20 protein-coding genes are annotated in these 20,138 nt (G+C 60.6%); 18 read left to right on the top strand and 2 right to left on the bottom strand.

The genetic code is table 11. From position 1 onward, the window contains the following. Positions 1-5: 5 nt before the first annotated feature. Complete coding sequence (gene rne, locus HBJ59_RS12365; RefSeq protein ID WP_167663696.1) at positions 6-3,278, bottom strand: ribonuclease E; 3,273 nt, start codon at positions 3,276-3,278, stop codon at positions 6-8. A gap of 738 nt (positions 3,279-4,016) precedes the next feature. Here rne and rluC point away from each other — a divergent pair. From rluC to HBJ59_RS12350, 3 genes are read left to right on the top strand one after another with little or no spacing between them, the layout of a single operon-like run. Then, complete coding sequence (gene rluC / locus HBJ59_RS12360; protein WP_076015065.1) at positions 4,017-4,976, top strand: 23S rRNA pseudouridine(955/2504/2580) synthase RluC; 960 nt, start codon at positions 4,017-4,019, stop codon at positions 4,974-4,976. After that, positions 4,963-5,625, top strand: a complete 663-nt coding sequence (locus HBJ59_RS12355) for an HAD-IA family hydrolase (protein ID WP_167663695.1) — start codon at positions 4,963-4,965, stop codon at positions 5,623-5,625. Before rluC ends, HBJ59_RS12355 begins: the two co-directional genes overlap by 14 nt. Positions 5,626-5,646: 21 nt before the next feature. Beyond that, entirely contained in the window at positions 5,647-6,639 is a 993-nt protein-coding gene (locus HBJ59_RS12350; protein WP_076015067.1) for a S49 family peptidase, read from the top strand. Between the two features lie 133 nt (positions 6,640-6,772). Here HBJ59_RS12350 and HBJ59_RS12345 read toward each other — a convergent pair whose 3' ends face one another. After that, on the bottom strand, positions 6,773-7,351 hold the full coding sequence (locus HBJ59_RS12345) for a nucleoside triphosphate pyrophosphatase (RefSeq protein WP_167663694.1): 579 nt from the start codon (positions 7,349-7,351) through the stop codon (positions 6,773-6,775). Positions 7,352-7,456: 105 nt separating this feature from the next. On the opposite strand from HBJ59_RS12345, the gene HBJ59_RS12340 reads away from it, so the two are divergent. The 15 genes from HBJ59_RS12340 to HBJ59_RS12270 all read left to right on the top strand — a co-directional run bounded on the left by HBJ59_RS12340 (position 7,457) and on the right by HBJ59_RS12270 (position 20,123). Beyond that, positions 7,457-7,984 (top strand): YceD family protein, encoded by a 528-nt coding sequence (locus tag HBJ59_RS12340; protein WP_076015069.1) that lies wholly within the window; start codon positions 7,457-7,459, stop codon positions 7,982-7,984. 13 nt (positions 7,985-7,997) lie between these two features. After that, positions 7,998-8,180 (top strand): 50S ribosomal protein L32, encoded by a 183-nt coding sequence (rpmF, locus tag HBJ59_RS12335; RefSeq protein ID WP_004371305.1) that lies wholly within the window; start codon positions 7,998-8,000, stop codon positions 8,178-8,180. A 4-nt stretch (positions 8,181-8,184) separates the two neighbouring features. Further along, positions 8,185-9,195, top strand: coding sequence for a phosphate acyltransferase PlsX (gene plsX, locus HBJ59_RS12330; protein ID WP_076015070.1), 1,011 nt, complete (start codon positions 8,185-8,187; stop codon positions 9,193-9,195). Positions 9,196-9,321: 126 nt separating this feature from the next. Next, a complete protein-coding gene (fabD, locus tag HBJ59_RS12325; RefSeq protein WP_076015071.1) occupies positions 9,322-10,260 on the top strand; it encodes an ACP S-malonyltransferase in 939 nt (312 codons plus the stop codon). A gap of 31 nt (positions 10,261-10,291) precedes the next feature. Further along, positions 10,292-11,035 (top strand): 3-oxoacyl-ACP reductase FabG, encoded by a 744-nt coding sequence (fabG, locus tag HBJ59_RS12320; protein ID WP_076015072.1) that lies wholly within the window; start codon positions 10,292-10,294, stop codon positions 11,033-11,035. Positions 11,036-11,227: 192 nt separating this feature from the next. Next, positions 11,228-11,464: an acyl carrier protein gene (acpP, locus tag HBJ59_RS12315; protein ID WP_010165887.1), complete on the top strand. Its 237-nt coding sequence runs from the start codon at positions 11,228-11,230 to the stop codon at positions 11,462-11,464. A 110-nt stretch (positions 11,465-11,574) separates the two neighbouring features. Next, on the top strand, positions 11,575-12,819 hold the full coding sequence (gene fabF / locus HBJ59_RS12310; protein WP_076015073.1) for a beta-ketoacyl-ACP synthase II: 1,245 nt from the start codon (positions 11,575-11,577) through the stop codon (positions 12,817-12,819). Next, positions 12,819-13,634: an aminodeoxychorismate lyase gene (gene pabC / locus HBJ59_RS12305; RefSeq protein WP_167663693.1), complete on the top strand. Its 816-nt coding sequence runs from the start codon at positions 12,819-12,821 to the stop codon at positions 13,632-13,634. The genes fabF and pabC overlap by 1 nt, the downstream gene beginning before the upstream one ends. Position 13,635: 1 nt before the next feature. Continuing rightward, on the top strand, positions 13,636-14,760 hold the full coding sequence (gene mltG, locus HBJ59_RS12300; protein ID WP_167663692.1) for an endolytic transglycosylase MltG: 1,125 nt from the start codon (positions 13,636-13,638) through the stop codon (positions 14,758-14,760). 19 nt (positions 14,761-14,779) lie between these two features. Then, complete coding sequence (gene tmk / locus HBJ59_RS12295; protein ID WP_167663691.1) at positions 14,780-15,412, top strand: dTMP kinase; 633 nt, start codon at positions 14,780-14,782, stop codon at positions 15,410-15,412. Next, a complete protein-coding gene (locus HBJ59_RS12290; RefSeq protein WP_167663690.1) occupies positions 15,405-16,394 on the top strand; it encodes a DNA polymerase III subunit delta' in 990 nt (329 codons plus the stop codon). Before tmk ends, HBJ59_RS12290 begins: the two co-directional genes overlap by 8 nt. Positions 16,395-16,457: 63 nt before the next feature. Continuing rightward, entirely contained in the window at positions 16,458-17,243 is a 786-nt protein-coding gene (locus HBJ59_RS12285; protein ID WP_017475806.1) for a TatD family hydrolase, read from the top strand. Positions 17,244-17,680: 437 nt separating this feature from the next. Further along, positions 17,681-18,334 (top strand): TetR/AcrR family transcriptional regulator, encoded by a 654-nt coding sequence (locus HBJ59_RS12280; RefSeq protein WP_076015079.1) that lies wholly within the window; start codon positions 17,681-17,683, stop codon positions 18,332-18,334. A 139-nt stretch (positions 18,335-18,473) separates the two neighbouring features. Beyond that, positions 18,474-19,442, top strand: coding sequence for a GTP 3',8-cyclase MoaA (locus HBJ59_RS12275; protein WP_076015080.1), 969 nt, complete (start codon positions 18,474-18,476; stop codon positions 19,440-19,442). A gap of 75 nt (positions 19,443-19,517) precedes the next feature. Beyond that, positions 19,518-20,123, top strand: coding sequence for a DUF4823 domain-containing protein (locus tag HBJ59_RS12270; protein ID WP_063027950.1), 606 nt, complete (start codon positions 19,518-19,520; stop codon positions 20,121-20,123). Positions 20,124-20,138: the final 15 nt, after the last annotated feature.

Below are 20,138 nucleotides of genomic sequence, written 5' to 3'. Positions count from 1 at the left end.
TGGAATCAGACGAGGGGTTTAGGCTCGTGCTCTTCTTCCAGGGCTTTTGGGTTGTGCTCAACCACTTCTTCAACGGAACGTTGGTTCTCGTCGATAGCAGGGGCAGTGTGCTCAACCACGGCTTCGGTTACCGGCGCAGGGGCTGCTTCGGTAACTTCAGCGACTGCCGGGGCAGCCTCGGCAGCCAACTTGGCGGCAGCGGCAGCCAGTTCAGCTTCCTTGCGACGACGACGCACTTCACGCGGGTCGTTCGGCGCACGGCCGTTTTCGGTCAGGGCGCTGGCCGGAGCGGCTTCAGCCACCGGTGCTGCCACTTCGGCAACCACGGGTGCTTCAACCACTGGAGCAGGCTCGGCAACCACGGCTACAGGTTCAGCGGCGACAACCACTTCAGCGACTGGCGCTGGAGCTTCTTCAGCCACTGGAGCAGGCGCTGGCGCTTCAACCGCTTCAACCACTGGGGCTGGCTCGGCAGTCCACTGGAAGGCGGTCTGTTCTTCGCGAACTTCACGCACTTCAGGGGTTGGCTCGGCAACCGGTGCTTCAACGGCGGCTTCAACCACTGGCTGTTGTTCAACAACAGCAGCAGGTTCGGCAACCACTTCAGCTTCAGGCTGAGGCTCGCGAACTTCACGAACTTCACGAACGTGACGAGTCGGCGCTACTTCCACTTCCGGAACAACCGGGGCTTCGACTGGCGTCGTCGCTTCAACCACAGGAGCTTCGACGGCTGGCGTCTCTACAACTGGCGTCTCAACAACAGTGTTTTCCTGGATGGCAGCGGTGGCGGCTTCAGCTTGCTCGTTGGCCTGGGCTTCAGCAGGTGCGCTGATGACCGAGCTGGCAACGGCAGCGGTAACGGCCAGGCCGGCAGCCAGTTCGGCACCAGTCGGTTCGCCAGTAGCGGAAGCTTCGCCGGTCTCTTCCGAGCCTTCGATTTCATTGCCGTTGGCATCACGTTGACGCTCACGACGGTTGCTGCGACGACGCTGGCCACGGGAGCGGCGGCGTGGACGATCGCCTTCGGCGTTGTCCTGACCGTCTTCCTGTTGCTGATCTTCGTTGGACAGCAGCTCTTCTTCTTCACCAGCTGGAGCTGCTTGCTCGGCACGTGGTTGACGCTCTTCACGAGGAGGGCGTGGCGCACGTTCTTCACGCGGCTGACGAGCTGGACGCTCTTCGGCAATGGCAGTGGTGGCAGCAGCAGCGGCTATGGCAGGAGCAGCATCCAATGGCTCGCGCAGTTCACGTACGCGTTCTTCACGCTCGCCACGTGGCTTGCGGTCTTCACGCGGGGCGCGTGGAGCGCGCGGTGCACGTTCTTCGCGTGGTGCACGCTCTTCACGGGCTACGGTTGGCGTTTCTTCACGGGCCTCGCGCGGCTGGCGCTCTTCACGTGGGGCACGATCTTCGCGTGGCGCACGTTCTTCACGAGGCTTGCGCTCTTCGTCACGGCGACCGTTGCGATTGCGGCTCTGCTGGCGACCGTTGCGACGCTCTTCGTTGCGTGCAGGGCGTTCAGCGGCAGGCTTCTCGACCACAACTGGAGCCACCGGCTCTTCCTTGGTGGCGAACAGGCTGACCAGCGACTTCACCAGGCCCTTGAACAGGCTTGGCTCAGGCAGGGCAGCAGGTGCGGCAACCGGCGCGGCAGCTTCAACCGGAACCGGTGCGTTGGCACGGGCTGGCGCGGTCTTGACGGCGGCTTCCTGGCGAACCAGGGTGCGGGTCGCGGCGGCTGGCTGGACTTCTTCCACTTCGGCAGCGGCAGCAGCGATTTCGTAGCTGGACTGGTTGACGTGGGCTTCCGGGCTGTCATCACGCAGGCGCTGCACTTCGAAGTGCGGCGTCTCGAGGTGATCGTTCGGCAGGATGACGATGCGGGCACGGGTACGCAGTTCGATCTTGGTGATCGAGTTGCGTTTTTCGTTGAGCAGGAACGCAGCCACCGGGATTGGCACCTGGGCGCGCACTTCAGCAGTGCGGTCTTTCAGGGCTTCTTCTTCGATCAGGCGCAGGATCGCCAGCGACAGCGATTCAACGTCACGGATGATGCCGGTGCCGTTGCAACGCGGGCAAACGATGCCGCTGCTTTCGCCCAGGGATGGACGCAGGCGCTGACGGGACATTTCCAGCAGGCCGAAGCGCGAGATGCGACCAACCTGTACGCGAGCACGGTCAGCTTCCAGGCATTCGCGGACTTTCTCCTCCACGGCGCGCTGGTTCTTGGCTGGGGTCATGTCGATGAAGTCGATCACGATCAGGCCGCCGATGTCACGCAGGCGCAGCTGGCGGGCGATTTCTTCAGCCGCTTCCAGGTTGGTCTGCAGGGCGGTTTCTTCGATGTCGCTACCCTTGGTAGCGCGCGCCGAGTTGATGTCGATGGACACCAATGCTTCGGTCGGGTCGATAACAATGGAGCCGCCGGAAGGCAGTTCGACTACGCGCTGGAAAGCGGTTTCGATCTGGCTTTCGATCTGGAAACGGTTGAACAGCGGAACGCTGTCTTCGTAGAGCTTGATCTTGCTGGCGTACTGCGGCATTACCTGGCGGATGAAGGTCAGGGCTTCGTCCTGGGCTTCAACGCTGTCGATCAGCACTTCGCCGATGTCCTGGCGCAGGTAGTCGCGGATGGCGCGGATGATCACGTTGCTTTCCTGGTAGATCAGGAATGGCGCGGAACGATCCAGGGACGCTTCTTTGATAGCGGTCCAGAGTTGCAGCAGGTAGTCGAGGTCCCACTGCATTTCTTCGCTGCTGCGGCCCAGGCCGGCAGTGCGCACGATCAGGCCCATGTCGGCCGGAGCGATCAAGCCGTTCAGCGCTTCACGCAGTTCGTTGCGCTCTTCGCCTTCGATGCGACGGGAGATACCGCCGGCACGCGGGTTGTTCGGCATCAGGACCAGGTAGCGGCCAGCCAGGCTGATGAAGGTGGTCAGGGCGGCGCCCTTGTTGCCACGTTCTTCTTTTTCCACCTGAACAATGACTTCCTGGCCTTCGCTCAGGACGTCCTTGATGTTCACGCGGCCTTCTGGGGCTTTCTTGAAGTATTCGCGGGAGATTTCTTTGAGGGGCAGGAAGCCATGGCGCTCGGAGCCGAAATCGACAAAGGCAGCCTCAAGGCTTGGTTCGATACGAGTAATCCGGCCTTTATAGATGTTGGCCTTCTTTTGCTCGCGTGCACCGGACTCGATGTCCAGGTCGTAGAGGCGTTGGCCGTCTACCAGTGCAACACGCAACTCTTCGGGTTGAGTTGCGTTAATCAGCATTCTTTTCATGTTGTACCGTCGGTTTCCGGGCTGCCGGAAACGGCGTTCGGCACACACGACTTCTCACGGTCGGTGTCAGGTGCGTCAAGAGTGGTTGGCCACTCCAGTGTCCAGCAATACCCGCCAAAATGGGCGATATCGCGACGTACGCTTCCTGCTTGCTGTGGTGACTTAAGCACTCAGTCAGGAGGAGGAATCAACCGGCGACTGTGGACGAGATGAAGCGTCTAAATATAAGCCTAGTGCTACACAGTCCGACGGTTGTGCATCTCCACCCTACACGTATCCCTGATAATTCGGGTGCTGCCGCGCGCAGAATCCGCAGCGGGTTGGCATTTACCGTGTTCTCCAATGGGGAGAGCACGCTCATGGCTAAACAAGACCGGGTGTGGGCGACTGTGCTCTCACTCAGCTCGTAACAGGCGTTGTTTCCGAAGCATTCGCCGTGGTCTGGCTCAAGACTGACTGCACTTTGTGAACTGGCCGTAAATATCGGCGCAAAAGGCGAGTAATCACTCTGCTTTTTGCACTCGCTTCAGGCCTCATGTCACCTGCGCTTGTTACAATCTCGAGCCTTCCAGGGTGGCGAAAGCCCCGTAGGACGGCCTCGCGTCCTGATGAATTGCGATGGTCAGGGCCGGCAGTTTGCCGCTAGTCCTCTGTCCAGGCCGCTTTTGGCGGCGTTCGCGACTATAGCAGCAATGATTAAGTGCTTCAATTCCATAAAAAATTGTTATCATCGCCGCCATGACGACTACCGCCCCCCAGACCCCCAGCGTCCAGCTGCTTGAGGTCTCGCCGGAATATGCCGGCCAACGCATCGACAACTTTCTTCTTGCCAGGCTCAAAGGCGTGCCCAAGACCTTGATTTACCGCATTTTGCGTAAAGGCGAAGTGCGCGTGAACAAGGGCCGGATCAAGCCCGAGTATAAGCTGCAGGCGGGTGACATCATCCGCGTGCCGCCGGTGCGGGTGCCTGAGCGGGACGAACCGGTCCCTCTGGCTCAAGGCCTGTTGCAGCGCCTCGAAGCGTCGATTGTCTTCGAAGATAACAAGCTGATCGTGATCAACAAGCCTTGCGGCATCGCCGTCCATGGCGGCAGTGGCTTGAACTACGGGGTGATCGAAGCCTTTCGTCAGTTGCGCCCGGATGCCAAGGAGCTGGAACTGGTCCACCGTCTGGACCGTGACACTTCCGGCCTGCTGATGATTGCCAAGAAACGCAGCATGTTGCGCCACCTGCACGCCGCCCTGCGCGGTGATGGCGTGGACAAGCGCTACATGGCGCTGGTGCGTGGCAACTGGGCGACCTCGATCAAGAGCGTCCGCGCGCCGTTGCAGAAGAGCAACCTGCGCTCCGGCGAGCGCATGGTCGAGGTGGACGAAGAGGGCAAGGAGGCGCTGACCCTGTTCAAGGTACTGCGTCGCTTTGGTGACTTTGCCACCATGGTAGAGGCCAAGCCTGTGACTGGCCGTACCCACCAGATTCGTGTGCATACCCTGCACGCGGGCCACTGCATCGCCGGCGATACCAAATACGGCGACGAGGATTTCTCCAAGGAAATTCGCGATCTGGGCGGCAAACGCCTTTTCCTGCACGCCTACATGCTGACCGTGCCGCTGCCGGATGGCGGCGAATTGAAGCTGCAAGCGCCTGTCGACGAGATGTGGGCCAAGACCGTGGAGCGCCTGAGTGTCGCACCTTGACTACGAGCTGCTGATCTTTGATTGGGATGGCACGCTGTGTAACTCCATTGGTCGGATTGTCGAGTCGATGCACGCCGCGTCGACTCGTTCCGGTTACGCGTTGTGCGACGACCTGGCGGTCAAGGGCATTATTGGCCTGGGTCTGCCGGAGGCGATCCGCACCCTGTATCCGGAGATTGGCGATGACGAGTTGATAGCGTTTCGTCAGCATTACGCCGATTACTACATGGCGCTGGATGCCCAGCCTTCGCCGCTGTTTGAAGGCGTTGCGCAGGCCATGGAAGCGTTTCGTTCGGATGGCTATCACCTCGCGGTGGCGACCGGCAAGGCCCGTCGCGGCCTGGATCGGGTGCTCAAGGCCCATGGCTGGGAAGATTATTTCGACGCGACCCGTGCGGCGGATGAAACCGCCAGCAAGCCTCATCCTCTGATGCTCGAACAGATTCTCGCTCAATGTGGCGTGTCGCCGCGGCAGGCGTTGATGGTGGGTGATGCGTCGTTCGACCTGATGATGGCGCGCAATGCTGGCATGGATTCCGTGGCAGTGAGCTACGGCGCCCAGTCTGCCGAGGCGTTGCAAGTGTACGAGCCGAGACTGACGATTGACCGTTTTTCTGAATTGCAGGCCTGGCTCAGCCGGGCCCATTAAGTCTTTGCTGGGGTGGATGGCATGACCGATGAGTGGAAGGCGCCTGAAAAGGCCAATGCCGATAACAATGGCGATGACAGAAGCTGGAAGTTGCTGGAGAAGACGCTGCTGGCCAGTGTCCAGGAGCAGCGTCGTTCCCGGCGTTGGGGGATCTTTTTCAAGCTCCTGACCTTTATTTATCTGCTGGGCATGCTTGCACTGTTCAGTCCGCTGATGGACATGGAAAAGAGTGCCACCCGAAGCGGCAATTACACGGCATTGATCGAGGTGCGTGGGGTGATTGCCGACAAGGAATCCGCCAGTGCCGACAATATCGTCAGCAGCCTGCGGGCCGCCTTCGAAGATACCAAGGTCAAGGCTGTGATTCTGCGCATTAACAGCCCAGGCGGCAGTCCGGTGCAGTCAGGCTATGTATATGACGAAATTCGTCGCCTGCGCGCCTTGCATCCGGACATCAAGCTCTATGCGGTGATTTCCGACTTGGGTGCCTCGGGTGCCTATTACATCGCCAGCGCTGCCGACCAGATCTACGCCGACAAGGCCAGCCTGGTGGGTTCCATTGGTGTGACGGCGGCTGGTTACGGGTTTGTCGGCACCATGGAGAAACTCGGGGTTGAGCGGCGTACGTACACGTCTGGCGAGCACAAGTCGTTCCTGGATCCGTTCCAGCCGCAAAAGGCTGATGAGACCCAGTTCTGGCAGGGCGTGCTGGACACCACTCATCGGCAGTTTATTGCCAGCGTCAAGCAGGGGCGCGGTGACCGGCTCAAGGATAAAGAGCATCCGGAACTGTTCTCCGGCCTGGTCTGGTCCGGTGAGCAAGCGCTGCCGTTGGGTTTGATCGACGGCCTGGGCAGTGCCAGTTCGGTGGCGCGGGATGTGATTGGCGAGAAAGAACTGGTGGACTTCACCGTTCAGGAATCGCCGTTTGACCGCTTTTCGAAGAAACTCGGCGCCAGTGTGGCCGAGAAGCTGGCCCTGTACATGGGCTTCCAAGGGCCGACCCTGCGCTGAGATCTTGAAAGTGATATAGCTCAAAATGTGGGAGCGGGCTTGCTCGCGAATGCGGTGGGTCAGTCGATATTGATGTTGACTGGCATACCGCCTTCGCGAGCAAGCCCGCTCCCACATTTGTTTTGTGATGTTCTCAGGGAATCTGTACGCCTTCGGTCAGCAGCATGTCCACCAGTCGAATCAGTGGCAGGCCGACCAGGCTGGTAGCGTCCGGCCCGTCGGTGCTTTGAAACAGGCTCACCCCCAACCCTTCGGCCTTGAAGCTGCCTGCGCAGTCGTAGGGCTGCTCGATGCGCAGGTAGCGTTCGATGCGTGCGGCGTCCAGCGTGCGCATGTGCACGGTGAAGGGAATGCAGTCGACCTGGCAGTGGCCGGTGGTGCTGTTCAGTACGGTCAGGCCGGTGAGGAAGCTGACCCGCTTGCCACTGGCCGCCAGCAGTTGCTCACGGGCCTTCTCGAAGGTGTGGGGCTTGCCGATGATCTGGCCGTCGAGCGCGGCAACCTGGTCCGAGCCGATAATCAGGTGCCCCGGATGACTGCCGGCGAGGGCGCGGGCCTTTTCTTCGGCGAGGCGCTTCACCAGTTCCACGGCGGACTCGTCCGGGCGGTGGCTTTCGTCGATATCCGGCGAACTGCAGATGAACGGCAGGTGCAGGCGATTCAACAATTCCCGGCGATAAACCGAGCTGGAAGCGAGTAATAAAGGCAGCATGGACGTCTCCTCAAGGCAGTCGCGGATTCTAGCGGGGAGGCCCAGTGACGGACAGGGCTGAATTTCCTTTGACATGGCTGGGTGCATCCCTATAATGCTGCGCCTATGTTGAATGACCCGATTCCACCTCACGTTGACCCGCGCAAATTGGCTGATCGTGGCACTACCCTTCAAGGTGAAGTGCTGCTGGCCGATTTGGAGAGACTCTGCGACCCGCTTTCCGACACTGTCGGTACGGTGCAGGCTAAATTCATTTTTGAACGAGATGAACGTAAGTCTGTGGTAATCCACAGCTTTATCGACACTGAAGTCAAAATGGTTTGCCAGCGTTGTCTTGAGCTGGTCACCCTGCCGATCCACAGCGAATGCAGTTATGCTGTGGTGAAAGAGGGTGCGAATACCCAGTCGTTGCCGAAAGGTTATGACGTGCTGGAACTGGGCGAAGATCCTTTGGATCTGCAGTCACTGATCGAGGAGGAGCTTTTGCTCGCCTTGCCCATTGTGCCTGCTCATCATCCGGAAGAATGCCAGCAGCCGGCGGGTCTCGATGAGCCCGAACCGAGCGAGGACGAGGTAACGCGGTCCAACCCGTTCAGTGTATTGGCGCAGTTAAAGCGTGACCCAAACGTTTAGGAGTTAATCAATTATGGCTGTTCAGCAGAACAAAAAATCCCGCTCTGCCCGTGACATGCGTCGTTCGCACGACGCCCTGACGGCGAGCACTCTGTCTGTAGAAAAAACCACCGGTGAAGTTCACCTGCGTCACCACGTATCGCCAGAAGGCGTATACCGTGGCCGTAAAGTGATCGACAAGGGCGCTGACGAGTAATCACTTGTCTGCTCAAGTCATCGCGATTGACGCAATGGGCGGGGACTTCGGTCCCCGCAGCATTGTTCAGGCCTGCATTGCTTGCCTGTCTGCCACGCCCTCGCTGCACCTGACCCTCGTCGGTCAACCCTCCTTACTTGAAGAACTGATTGCCAGCCATCCGGCGGTGGATCGCGCGCGCCTGACTGTTACGCCGGCCAGCGAAACCATCACCATGGATGAAAAGCCTGCCCAAGCCTTGCGCGGCAAGCCTGATTCTTCGATGCGGGTGGCCCTGGAGTTAGTGCGCGACGGCAAGGCCCAGGCCTGTGTCAGTGCCGGCAATACCGGTGCGTTGATGGCGTTGTCCCGGCATGTGTTGAAAACCCTGCCGGGCATTGATCGGCCGGCGATGGTCGCGGCGATCCCGACCCAGCAAGGCTATTGCCAGTTGCTGGACCTGGGGGCGAACGTCGATTGCAGTGCCGAGCATCTGCTGCACTTTGCGTTGATGGGCTCGGTGGCGGCCGAAGCGCTGGGCGTGGCCCGGCCTCGGGTGGCGTTGCTGAATATCGGCACCGAAGACATCAAGGGTAATCAGCAGGTCAAGCTGGCGGCGACGCTGTTGCAAAGCGCGCGAGGCTTGAACTACATCGGCTTTGTCGAAGGTGACGGGTTGTACCGCGGCGAAGCGGATGTGGTGGTGTGCGACGGGTTTGTCGGCAATATCCTGCTCAAATCCAGCGAAGGCCTGGCGACGATGATTGCTGCGCGCATCGAGGCCTTGTTCAAGCGCAACCTCGCGTCACGCGTGGTGGGCGCCCTGGCGCTGCCATTGATGCGGCGCTTGCAGGCAGACCTGGCCCCGGCGCGGCACAATGGCGCGAGTTTCCTGGGGTTGCAGGGCATCGTGGTAAAAAGTCACGGCTCGGCGGGGGTGCAGGGTTTTCAAAGTGCCATCCAGCGCGCCTTGATCGAGATCCAGGAAAACCTGCCGCAACGCTTGCACGGCCGCCTTGAGGATCTGTTGCCTTAGGCGAATCGGGCCGGAAATGCTTAAATGTGACCGGCCAGTTCAATTGACCATCCAATCTGTCAGTTTCTTGCGCTCCCAGCTGTGGGGCGCCAATTTCCGACGACCAGATCATTAGGGGCTTGTTACATGTCTACATCCCTCGCATTCGTCTTTCCAGGGCAGGGTTCGCAGTCCCTCGGCATGTTGGCCGAGCTGGGCGCGGAACATCCGCTGGTCCTGGAAACTTTCAAGGAAGCTTCCGATGCCCTGGGTTACGACCTGTGGGCACTGACCCAACAAGGGCCGGAAGCGCTGCTCAACCAAACCGACAAGACCCAACCGGCCATCCTGACCGCCTCCATCGCCCTGTGGCGCCTGTGGTTGGCTGAAGGTGGTGCGCGCCCGGCTTACGTTGCCGGCCATAGCCTGGGCGAATACAGCGCCCTGGTGGCCGCTGGCAGCCTGACCCTCGGTGAAGCGGTCAAGCTGGTCGAGCGTCGTGGCCAACTGATGCAGGAAGCAGTTCCGGCCGGGCAGGGTGGCATGGCCGCCATTCTCGGCCTGGAAGATGCTGACGTGATTGCTGCCTGTGCCGAAGCGGCCCAGGGCGAAGTGGTCAGCGCCGTGAACTTCAATTCCCCTGGCCAGGTGGTGATCGCCGGTGCCAAGGCTGCGGTAGAGCGCGCCATCGAAGGCTGCAAGACCCGTGGCGCCAAGCGTGCGTTGCCATTGCCGGTCAGCGTGCCGTCCCACTGCGAACTGATGCGCCCGGCTGCCGAGCGTTTTGCCGAGTCGATCGCTGCGATCAACTGGCAGGCGCCGCAGATCCCGCTGGTGCAGAACGTCAGCGCCGCGGTTGCTCCCGACCTGGAAACCCTCAAGCGCGACCTGCTGGAACAGCTGTACAAGCCGGTTCGCTGGGTTGAGTCGGTGCAGGCCCTGGCCGCCAACGGCGCCACCCAATTGGTAGAGTGCGGCCCGGGCAAAGTCCTGGCCGGCCTGAACAAGCGTTGCGCCGAAGGCGTATCGACTTCCAACCTCAATACCCCGGATGCCTTCGCTGCCGCTCGTGCAGCTCTGGCCTGACCTTTAATTTCCGAACCTAGGAGAAGCCTGCATGAGTCTGCAAGGTAAAGTTGCACTGGTCACCGGCGCAAGCCGTGGCATTGGCCAGGCGATCGCCCTGGAGCTGGGTCGTCTGGGCGCTGTGGTCATCGGTACCGCAACTTCCGCCGCCGGCGCCGAGCGTATTGCCGCGACGTTGAAGGAAAACGGCGTTCAGGGCACCGGTCTTGAGCTGAACGTAACCAGCGATGAGTCCGTTGCCGCCGTATTGGCTGAAATCTCGGCGCAATTCGGTGCACCGGCTATTCTGGTGAACAATGCCGGTATTACCCGCGATAACCTGATGATGCGCATGAAAGACGACGAGTGGCATGACGTCGTTGATACCAACCTGAACAGTCTGTTTCGCCTGTCCAAGGGCGTTTTGCGCGGCATGACCAAGGCTCGTTGGGGTCGAATTATCAATATTGGCTCTGTTGTGGGTGCCATGGGCAACGCAGGCCAAGTAAACTACGCAGCCGCCAAGGCCGGTCTGGAAGGTTTCAGCCGTGCACTGGCGCGTGAAGTGGGCTCGCGGTCGATTACGGTCAACTCGGTGGCCCCAGGGTTCATCGATACCGATATGACCCGCGAATTGCCTGAAGCGCAGCGTGAAGCGTTGCTGACGCAGATTCCGCTGGGCCGTCTGGGCCAGGCTCAAGAGATCGCGAATGTGGTCGCTTTCCTGGCATCCGACGGTGCGGCATACGTGACTGGGGCTACAATCCCGGTTAACGGCGGGATGTACATGAGTTAAATTGTGACGGATCGCTTCAAAAAAATGTCATACGAGCTGTCTAAAATCCGTTATAAAGCTGCAATCTATTTATAGGCAGATGGCCAATAGGGTACGAGGGTGAAGCTTTCAGTTGAAAAGCTGAAAAGTCTTTCTATACACTTACCCACTGGCCAGCTGCCTGAATTTGTCCATTAGGAGTGAAAACACGGTATGAGCACCATCGAAGAGCGCGTCAAGAAAATCGTTGCTGAGCAACTGGGCGTTAAAGAAGAAGAAGTGACCAACACTGCTTCCTTCGTTGAAGACCTGGGTGCCGACTCCCTTGACACCGTTGAGCTGGTGATGGCTCTGGAAGAGGAATTCGAGACCGAAATCCCGGACGAAGAAGCTGAAAAAATCACTACCGTTCAAGCTGCTATCGACTACGTTACTAGCCACCAGGCGTAATAGTTTGTAATCGTCGCTTGCTGTGATGGAAAAACCGCACTGCCCTACGGCGTGCGGTTTTTTCCTTTAAGCCTGATGCAAAGTGTCGTCATTAGAAAAAGGAGAGTGCTGTGTCGCGTAGACGCGTCGTAGTCACCGGTATGGGTATGTTGTCGCCACTGGGTACGGATGTGCCGAGCAGTTGGCAGGGCATTCTGGCTGGCCGCAGTGGTATTGGTCTGATCGAACACACGGACCTTTCTGCCTATTCCACCCGTTTTGGCGGCTCGGTAAAGGACTTCAATGTCGAGGAATATCTCTCGGTCAAAGAGTCCCGCAAACTCGACCTGTTCATTCAATACGGCCTGGCAGCCGGTTTTCAGGCGGTGCGTAATGCCGGCCTGGAAGTCACCGACGCCAACCGTGAGCGCATCGGCGTGGCCATGGGTTCGGGTATTGGCGGTCTGACCAATATCGAAGAAACCAGCCGCACGCTGCACGAGTCTGGCCCCCGTCGAATTTCACCGTTCTTCGTGCCTGGCTCGATCATCAATATGATTTCCGGTTTCCTGTCCATCCACTTGGGTGCCCAGGGGCCTAACTACGCCATCTCCACGGCGTGCACCACCGGCACTCACTGCATCGGCATGGCGGCGCGCAATATCGCCTATGACGAAGCTGACGTGATGATCGCCGGCGGCGCCGAGATGGCTGCCTGCGGTCTGGGCATGGGTGGCTTCGGCGCGTCCCGTGCACTGTCGACCCGCAATGACGAGCCGACCCGTGCCAGCCGTCCGTGGGATAAAGGCCGTGATGGCTTTGTACTGGCCGACGGCGCCGGTGCCCTGGTCCTCGAAGAGCTGGAGCACGCGAAGGCCCGTGGCGCCACCATCTACGCCGAGCTGATTGGCTTCGGCATGAGCGGTGATGCGTACCACATGACCTCGCCGCCGTCCGACGGTGCAGGTGCTGCGCGCTGCATCACCAACGCGTTGCGTGATGCCAAGGTCAACATTGACCAGGTGCAATACATCAACGCCCACGGCACTTCGACACCCACGGGCGACCTGGCGGAAGCCGAGGCCATCAAGTCGGTGTTCGGCGAGCACGCCTACAAGCTGGCGGTCAGCTCCACCAAGTCCATGACCGGCCACCTGTTGGGTGCGGCGGGCGCGGTCGAGGCGATCTTCAGCGTGTTGGCCATCAAGGATCAGGTCGCTCCGCCGACCATCAACCTCGATGAGCCGGATGAAGGCTGCGACCTGAACTTCGTACCGCATGAAGCACAGAAGATGCCGATCGACGTGGTGTTGTCCAACTCGTTCGGTTTTGGTGGTACCAACGGTTCCCTGGTGTTCCGCCGGTTCGCCGAGTGATGGAAAGCTGGGTCGACGGTCAGCCGGCGGGCGCAGTGCCCCTGAAAGACCGTGGCCTGGCGTACGGTGATGGGTTGTTCGAGACCATTGCCGTCAAGGCCGGGCAGCCCGTGCTGCTCGACCGCCACCTGCAGCGCCTGGATGACGGCTGCAGGCGGTTGGCGATTGTTGCGGATCAGCCGTTGATCCGCAGCGAATTGCTGGCCTATGCCGCCGCCTTGGGCGAGGGTGTACTCAAGTTGATCCTGACCCGTGGCGACAGCCAGCGCGGTTACGGCATCAGCGCTGGCGCTCCCGCGCGGCGCATTCTGCAAGGCAGTCCGCCTGCCGCTTATCCCCCGGAACATGCAGCGTCAGGCATTCGCCTGTTTGCGTGTACCACCCGTTTGTCCAAGCAACCTTTGCTTGCCGGCCTCAAGCACCTCAATCGCCTGGAACAGGTATTCGCCCGCGCCGAGTGGCAGGATGCCGATCACGCCGAAGGTTTGATGCTGGATATGTCCGGTCGAGTCATCGAAGGCGTCTTCAGCAACCTGTTCCTGGTGTGTGACGGCGTGTTGCTGACCGCTGATCTGAAGCGCTGTGGCGTCGCGGGCGTCATGCGGGCCGAGGTGTTGGCCCAGGCGCAGCAGTTGGGCATTCCGACGAGCGTGGCCGATATCAGCCTTGAACAGCTGCACCAGGCCGACGAAGTCTTTGTGTGCAACAGCGTATATGGCATTTGGCCGGTGCGCGGATGTGCTGCGATGAGCTGGCCGGTTGGGCCGCTCACCCGTAAACTGCAGGGCATTGTTCGCGCACTATTGGATATTTGATTTGAGACGTAAATTTGTATTGTTGCTGGAGATCGGTCTGGTCCTGGCGGGTTTGCTGCTGGGCGCTTCGGCCTGGAAGCTGAACTCGGCCCTTGAGCAGCCCCTGAATCTGACCCAGGAGCAATTGCTGGACGTACCGGCCGGCGCGACGCCCACCGGCACCTTCAATCGCCTGGAAAATGACGGCGTGCTCAAGGATGCGTTCTGGTTGCGTCTCTACTGGCGCTTCAACCTCGACGGCCAGCCGCTGCACAGCGGCGAATACCGCATGACCCCGGGCCTCACCGCCGAGGGCCTGATCGGTTTGTGGCAGCGTGGCGAAGTGGTGCAGTACAGCATCACGCTGGTGGAAGGCTGGAACTTCCGCCAGGTGCGCGCCGCCCTGGCCAAACATGAAAAGATCGAGCAAACCCTGTCGGGCCTGAGTGACAGTGAGGTCATGGAAAAACTCGGCCACCCCGGCGTGTTCCCCGAGGGCCGCTTCTTTCCCGACACCTACCGCTTCGTTCGCGGCATGAGCGATGTGGAGTTGCTGAAGAAATCCTATAACCGTCTGGACGATGTCCTCGCCCAGGAGTGGAGCAAACGCGCCGCTGACGCGCCGTACACCGAACCCTATCAAGCGTTGATCATGGCCTCGCTGGTCGAGAAAGAAACCGGCGTGCCGGAAGAGCGCGGCCAGATCGCCGGGGTGTTCGTGCGGCGCATGCAGATCGGCATGTTGCTGCAAACCGACCCGACGGTGATCTACGGCCTCGGCGAGCGCTACACCGGCAAGCTGACCCGCGCCCATCTCAAGGAATCCACGCCCTACAACACCTACGTGATCGCCGGCCTGCCGCCGACGCCGATTGCCATGGTCGGACGTGAGGCGATTCACGCCGCGCTGAACCCGGTGGCCGGTAGCAGCCTGTATTTTGTCGCCCGTGGCGACGGCAGCCATATTTTCTCGGATAACCTGGATGCGCATAACGCTGCGGTGCGTGAGTACCAGATGAAGCGCCGCGCCGATTACCGTTCCAGCCCGGCGCCAGCACCGACGGCAAAACCTGCGGACGCGCCGGTTGATACGCCCGCCGAGCCGTCCTCTGCACCCGACGACACCGCGCCGCAAAGCCCGCAATGACTCTGACTAAGGACTGCCTGTGACTGGCTTGTTTATTACCCTGGAAGGCCCGGAAGGCGCCGGCAAAAGCACCAACCGCGAATACCTGGCCGAGCGCCTGCGCGCCGAAGGTATCGAGGTGCTGCTGACCCGCGAGCCCGGCGGCACGCCGCTGGCCGAGCGCATCCGTGAAGTGCTGCTGACCCCGGGCGACGAACAGATGAACCCCGACACCGAGCTGCTGCTGGTGTTTGCTGCCCGCGCCCAGCACCTGGCCGAAGTCATTCGCCCGGCCCTGGCCCGTGGCGCGGTGGTGATTTGTGACCGGTTTACCGACTCCACCTATGCTTATCAGGGCGGCGGTCGTGGCTTGTCCCTCGAGCGCATTGCGACGCTGGAGACCTTCGTCCAGGGCGATCTGCGTCCCGACCTGACCCTGGTGTTCGACCTTCCGGTGGAAGTCGGCATGGCCCGCGCCACTGCCCGGGGTCGCCTCGATCGTTTCGAACTGGAAACCCGAGTGTTTTTTGAAGCTGTGCGCGGCGCGTTTCTCAAGCGCGCCGAAGCCGATCCTGCCCGTTATCACCTGCTGGACGCCGCGCAACCCCTGACTCAGGTTCAGCAGTCCATCGACGCCCTGTTGCCGAAACTCGTGGAGCGTGTCCGTGGCTGAAGCCTACCCGTGGCAGGACAGCCTCTGGCAGCAACTGGCGGGCCGTGCCCAGCACGCCCACGCCTACTTGCTCCACGGCCCGGTGGGCATCGGCAAGCGCGCCCTGGCCGAGCGGCTGATGGCCAGCTTGTTATGCCAGCGGCTCAACGGCCTGGAAGCCTGCGGGAAATGTAAAGCCTGCATGCTGCTCAAGGCCGGCAGCCACCCGGACAACTACCTGCTGGAACCGGAAGAAGCCGACAAGGCAATCAAAGTCGATCAGGTGCGTGATCTGGTCAGCTTCGTGGTGCAGACCGCGCAGATGGGCGGGCGCAAAGTGGTGCTGATCGAGCCAGTGGAATCGATGAACATCAACGCGGCCAACGCCTTGCTCAAGAGCCTGGAAGAACCTTCCGGCGATACCGTGTTGCTGCTGGTGAGCCACCAGTCCAGCCGCCTGCTACCGACCATCCGCAGCCGCTGCGTGCAACAGGCCTGCCCGTTGCCGAGCGAAGCCATGAGCCTGCAATGGCTGGCCCAGGCACTGCCGGAGTGTGGCGAGGCCGAGCGCGTCGAGTTGCTGACCCTGGCGGCCGGCTCGCCCCTGGCGGCGGTCAAACTCCAGGCCCAGGGCGTACGTGAACAGCGTGCGCTGGTGGTGGACGGAGTGAAGAAACTGCTCAAGCAGGAGATGTCCGCCACGCAACTGGCCGAAAGCGCCTGGAAAGACATTCCCTTGCTGCTGCTGTTCGACTGGTTCTGCGACTGGTCGAGCCTGATCCTGCGCTACCAACTGACCCAGGACGAAAACGGCCTGGGCCTGGCGGACATGCGCAAGGTGGTGCAATACCTCGCGCAGAAGAGTGCCCAGGACAAGGTCCTGAACATTCAGGACTGGATCCTCGCCCAACGCCAGAAGGTCCTGGGCAAGGCCAACCTCAACCGCGTGTTGTTGCTTGAGGCCTTGCTGGTGCAATGGGTCGGCTTGCTCGGCCGCCGTTAATTTCAGTGGCCGACGGGTGTATCGTTGGCCAGACACTTTCCGTGACTCAAGTTGTAGATCCCTATGCTCGTAGATTCCCATTGCCACCTTGATCGCCTCGACCTGGCCCAGCACGGCGGCTCCCTCGACGCCGCCCTCGAAGCCGCGCGTCAGCGCGGGGTAGGGCACTTCCTGTGCATCGGCGTCAGCGCGGAAAACGCCGCCGATGTCAAAGCCCTGGCCGATCGTTATGCTGACGTCGATTGCTCGGTGGGCATTCACCCGCTGGACCTGAAGCCCGGCGAAGCCCCGGCCCTCGACTGGCTGCTTGGCGAACTCAATCACCCACGCGTGGTGGCCATCGGCGAGACCGGCCTGGATTACCACTACGAACCGGAAGCCGCCGAGTTGCAGCAGGCGTCGTTCCGTCTGCACCTGCAAGCCGCCCAGCAGACTGGCAAACCAGTGATCGTCCACACCCGTGGCGCCCGTGCCGACACCCTGACCCTGCTGCGCGAGGCTGCGCTGCCCCAGGCCGGTGTGCTGCATTGCTTCACGGAAGACTGGGACATGGCCAAGGCCGCCCTCGACCTCGGCTTCTACATTTCCTTGTCGGGCATCGTGACCTTCCGCAACGCCGATGCCCTGCGGGATGTCGCGCGCCAGGTCCCGGCAGACCGCCTGCTGGTGGAAACCGATTCGCCGTACCTGGCGCCAATTCCTCATCGCGGCAAACCCAACCTGCCGGAATACGTACGGGATGTGGCGGATTACCTGGCGATGCTGCGGGGCGAGTCCTACGAGCGCTTCGCCGAACAGACCACCGAGAACTTCAAGCGTCTGTTTCCGCTGGCTCACGTCGGCCACTAAATCGCAGGCAAAAAAAACCCGGGTTCTGGGGGGTGAATCCGGGTTAAGACCATTAGGAGTAAAACAAGGGTACGCAGTCCGTCGGTACCCAGGTCGACGCGTCACTTGGGGGAGATGCCACGCCGACAGTTCAAGTATTGATCAGTATCCGATTCAGTCCAGCCGCATCTGATCGTTTTTTAAACAGATTTGGAATACGCCCGCTTCGGTTGAGTTCTCATTGGTTGCGATGCACATGCGCCAATGGCCTGTTTTATTTCTGACTCAAATCGGCTTATTCGTTGGCGCGCTGTAAGTTAAGTGCAAAGGTTGTTCATATAGGCGTTGCCCAACGACCGTTCAGTCGGGATAATCCCGCGCACCGGGTAAAACGTTCCGACAAGCACGGCTTGGGGCACGCCACCCTCCCAATATCCATCTCTGCAGACCTTTTTCTTATGCACAAAGAACCCCGCAAGGTCCGTGAGTTTCGCCGCCGCGAGCAGGAAATTCTCGACACCGCACTCAAGCTGTTCCTCGACCAGGGTGAAGACAGCGTCACCGTCGAGATGATTGCGGATGCCGTGGGTATCGGCAAAGGCACCATCTACAAGCACTTCAAGTCCAAGGCCGAGATCTACCTGCGCCTGATGCTCGACTACGAGCGCGACTTGAACGAGCTGTTGCACTCGGCCGATGTCGATAAGGACAAGGAAGCGCTGTCCCGCGCCTACTTCGAGTTCCGCATGCGTGACCCGCAGCGCTACCGCCTGTTTGATCGCCTGGAAGAAAAAGTGGTCAAGGGCAATCAGGTGCCGGAAATGGTCGAGGAACTGCACAAGATCCGTGCCTCGAACTTCGAACGCCTGACCCTGCTGATCAAGGGCCGCATCAGCGAGGGCAAGCTGGAAGACGTGCCGCCGTATTTCCACTACTGCGCCGCCTGGGCGTTGGTGCACGGCGCCGTCGCGCTGTACCACTCGCCGTTCTGGAGCAATGTGCTGGAAGACCAGGAAGGTTTCTTCCAGTTCCTGATGGACATCGGCGTGCGCATGGGCAACAAACGCAAGCACAGCACCGATTTGCCGAACGCTGAAACGCCGGCCACTTGAATCATTCGCCAGCGTGATGGCGATATGATTTCCTGCCCAGCGCAGTAACCCAGGAATATACTCAGGCAAGGACCTTGCTAAAACTTGATTTTTCAGTCAGGTTTTAGCGCGCCCGAATTATCCTCTGCCGGAGTGATCCATGATCGTTGATCGTCAAGGCAGGCGATTCCGCAATTTGCGGATCAGCCTGACCTCAGCCTGCAATTACGCCTGTACCTACTGCGTGCCCAACGGCAAGCGGCTGGTGGCTGCGCAGGACGAATTGTCGGCCGAGGCAATGGCGCGTGGCGTCGAGTACCTGATCGAGGCTGCTGGCATCGAACGCCTGCGCATTACCGGCGGCGAGCCGTTGGTCAGCCCCAAGCTGGAGGCCTTCATGGGCGCCGTGGGGCAGATGGGCCTGAGTGATATCAGCCTGACCACCAACGGCCAACTGCTGGCGCGCAAACTGCCGCTGCTGGTGGATGCGGGTATTCGCCGGATCAACGTCTCACTCGACACTCTGGATGCCGACGCCTTCCGCAGCATCGCCCGTGGTGGCGACCTGGCCACCGTGCTTGATGGCATGGACCAGGCCAGCGCCGCCGGAATCAAGATCAAGGTCAACATGGTGCCGTTGCGCGGCCAGAACCTCGACCAGGTGATGCCGCTGCTCGACTACTGCCTGGAGCGTGGCTACGAGCTGCGGTTTATCGAATTGATGCGCATGGGCCACTTGGCCAACGATTCCAACGCGTTCCTGCAGCAATTCGTCAGCCTCCAGCAATTGCTCAGCCTGATCGGCGAACAACACGAATACCTGCAAGCTAACGCCCCGGTGGACGCCACTGCCGTGCGCTACGAAGTGCCTGGCAAAGGTTTCTTCGGTGTCATCGCCAACGAAAGCGTACCGTTCTGCCGGACCTGCTCGCGTTTGCGCCTGTCGTCCACCGGCTGGCTGCATGGCTGCCTGTCGTCGAGCAACCGCCACTACGTGGGCGACCTGCTGGACAAACCCCGCCACCAGGCTCTGCCGGCCTTGCAGCGCTTGTTGGTCAAGGCTCTGGGCGACAAGCAGGAAGTGGCATTCTCCGGCGGCGCCACCATCATGAAGATCATCGGCGGTTAGTCCCGCAAGCTGGCGCAAAATCTGCATCTCGTGCCCATTCGCCGGTTTTCCGTCACCGGCCTTTGGAGAATTAGGATGCGTAGTCTGGTTTTGGTGCTGGCGTCACTCGCGCTGGGTGGCTGCATGACCGTCAGTGATATGGCCGAAGGCACGCGCTATCAGATGAGCGACGCCGGGCTGCTGGACCACAGCGATACTCGCCGCGTCAATTCGGTCCGCATACAGCCGGACTCCTTCGTTTTCATCGCCCAGGGCGCCTTCACCCCGCCGGGCAGCGCCTATCCACGGCCTAACGTGGTGGCCGAGGAAGCCTTCAACGGCTTTGTCGAATACTTCCCGATGGTCCGCCGCGCCCGCAAGCCCGAAGGCCTGGAGCAGGCAATGTCTGAAGCCCGCGCGGCCGGTGCGCATTACCTGCTGTACTGCCGCTTTGCCCAGGCGGATGACCGGATCGGCAACGCCGATGAATGGTCTGACCAGGAGGCGGTGGATCGCCTGGGTATCGACACCGGCACCATTCAGGTCATGTTGATCGAGACCAGCACCCAGTATTTGATTGATACTGTGCGGATTCACAGCCGTGGCGGTTTACTGACGTTCCACGACAACAAGCCTGATGACCTGATCGGCAAGCCCCTGGCGCACTACGCGCGCAGCCTGTTGGGCATGAGCGATCAGTAAGACACAAGGAGTACA

The organism is Pseudomonas sp. AN3A02, assembly GCF_011765255.1.
In the GTDB taxonomy this organism is placed as follows: Bacteria; Pseudomonadota; Gammaproteobacteria; order Pseudomonadales; family Pseudomonadaceae; genus Aquipseudomonas.
Note: the sequence above shows the minus strand (reverse complement) of the source record. Positions and strands in the feature narration are given on the sequence as shown.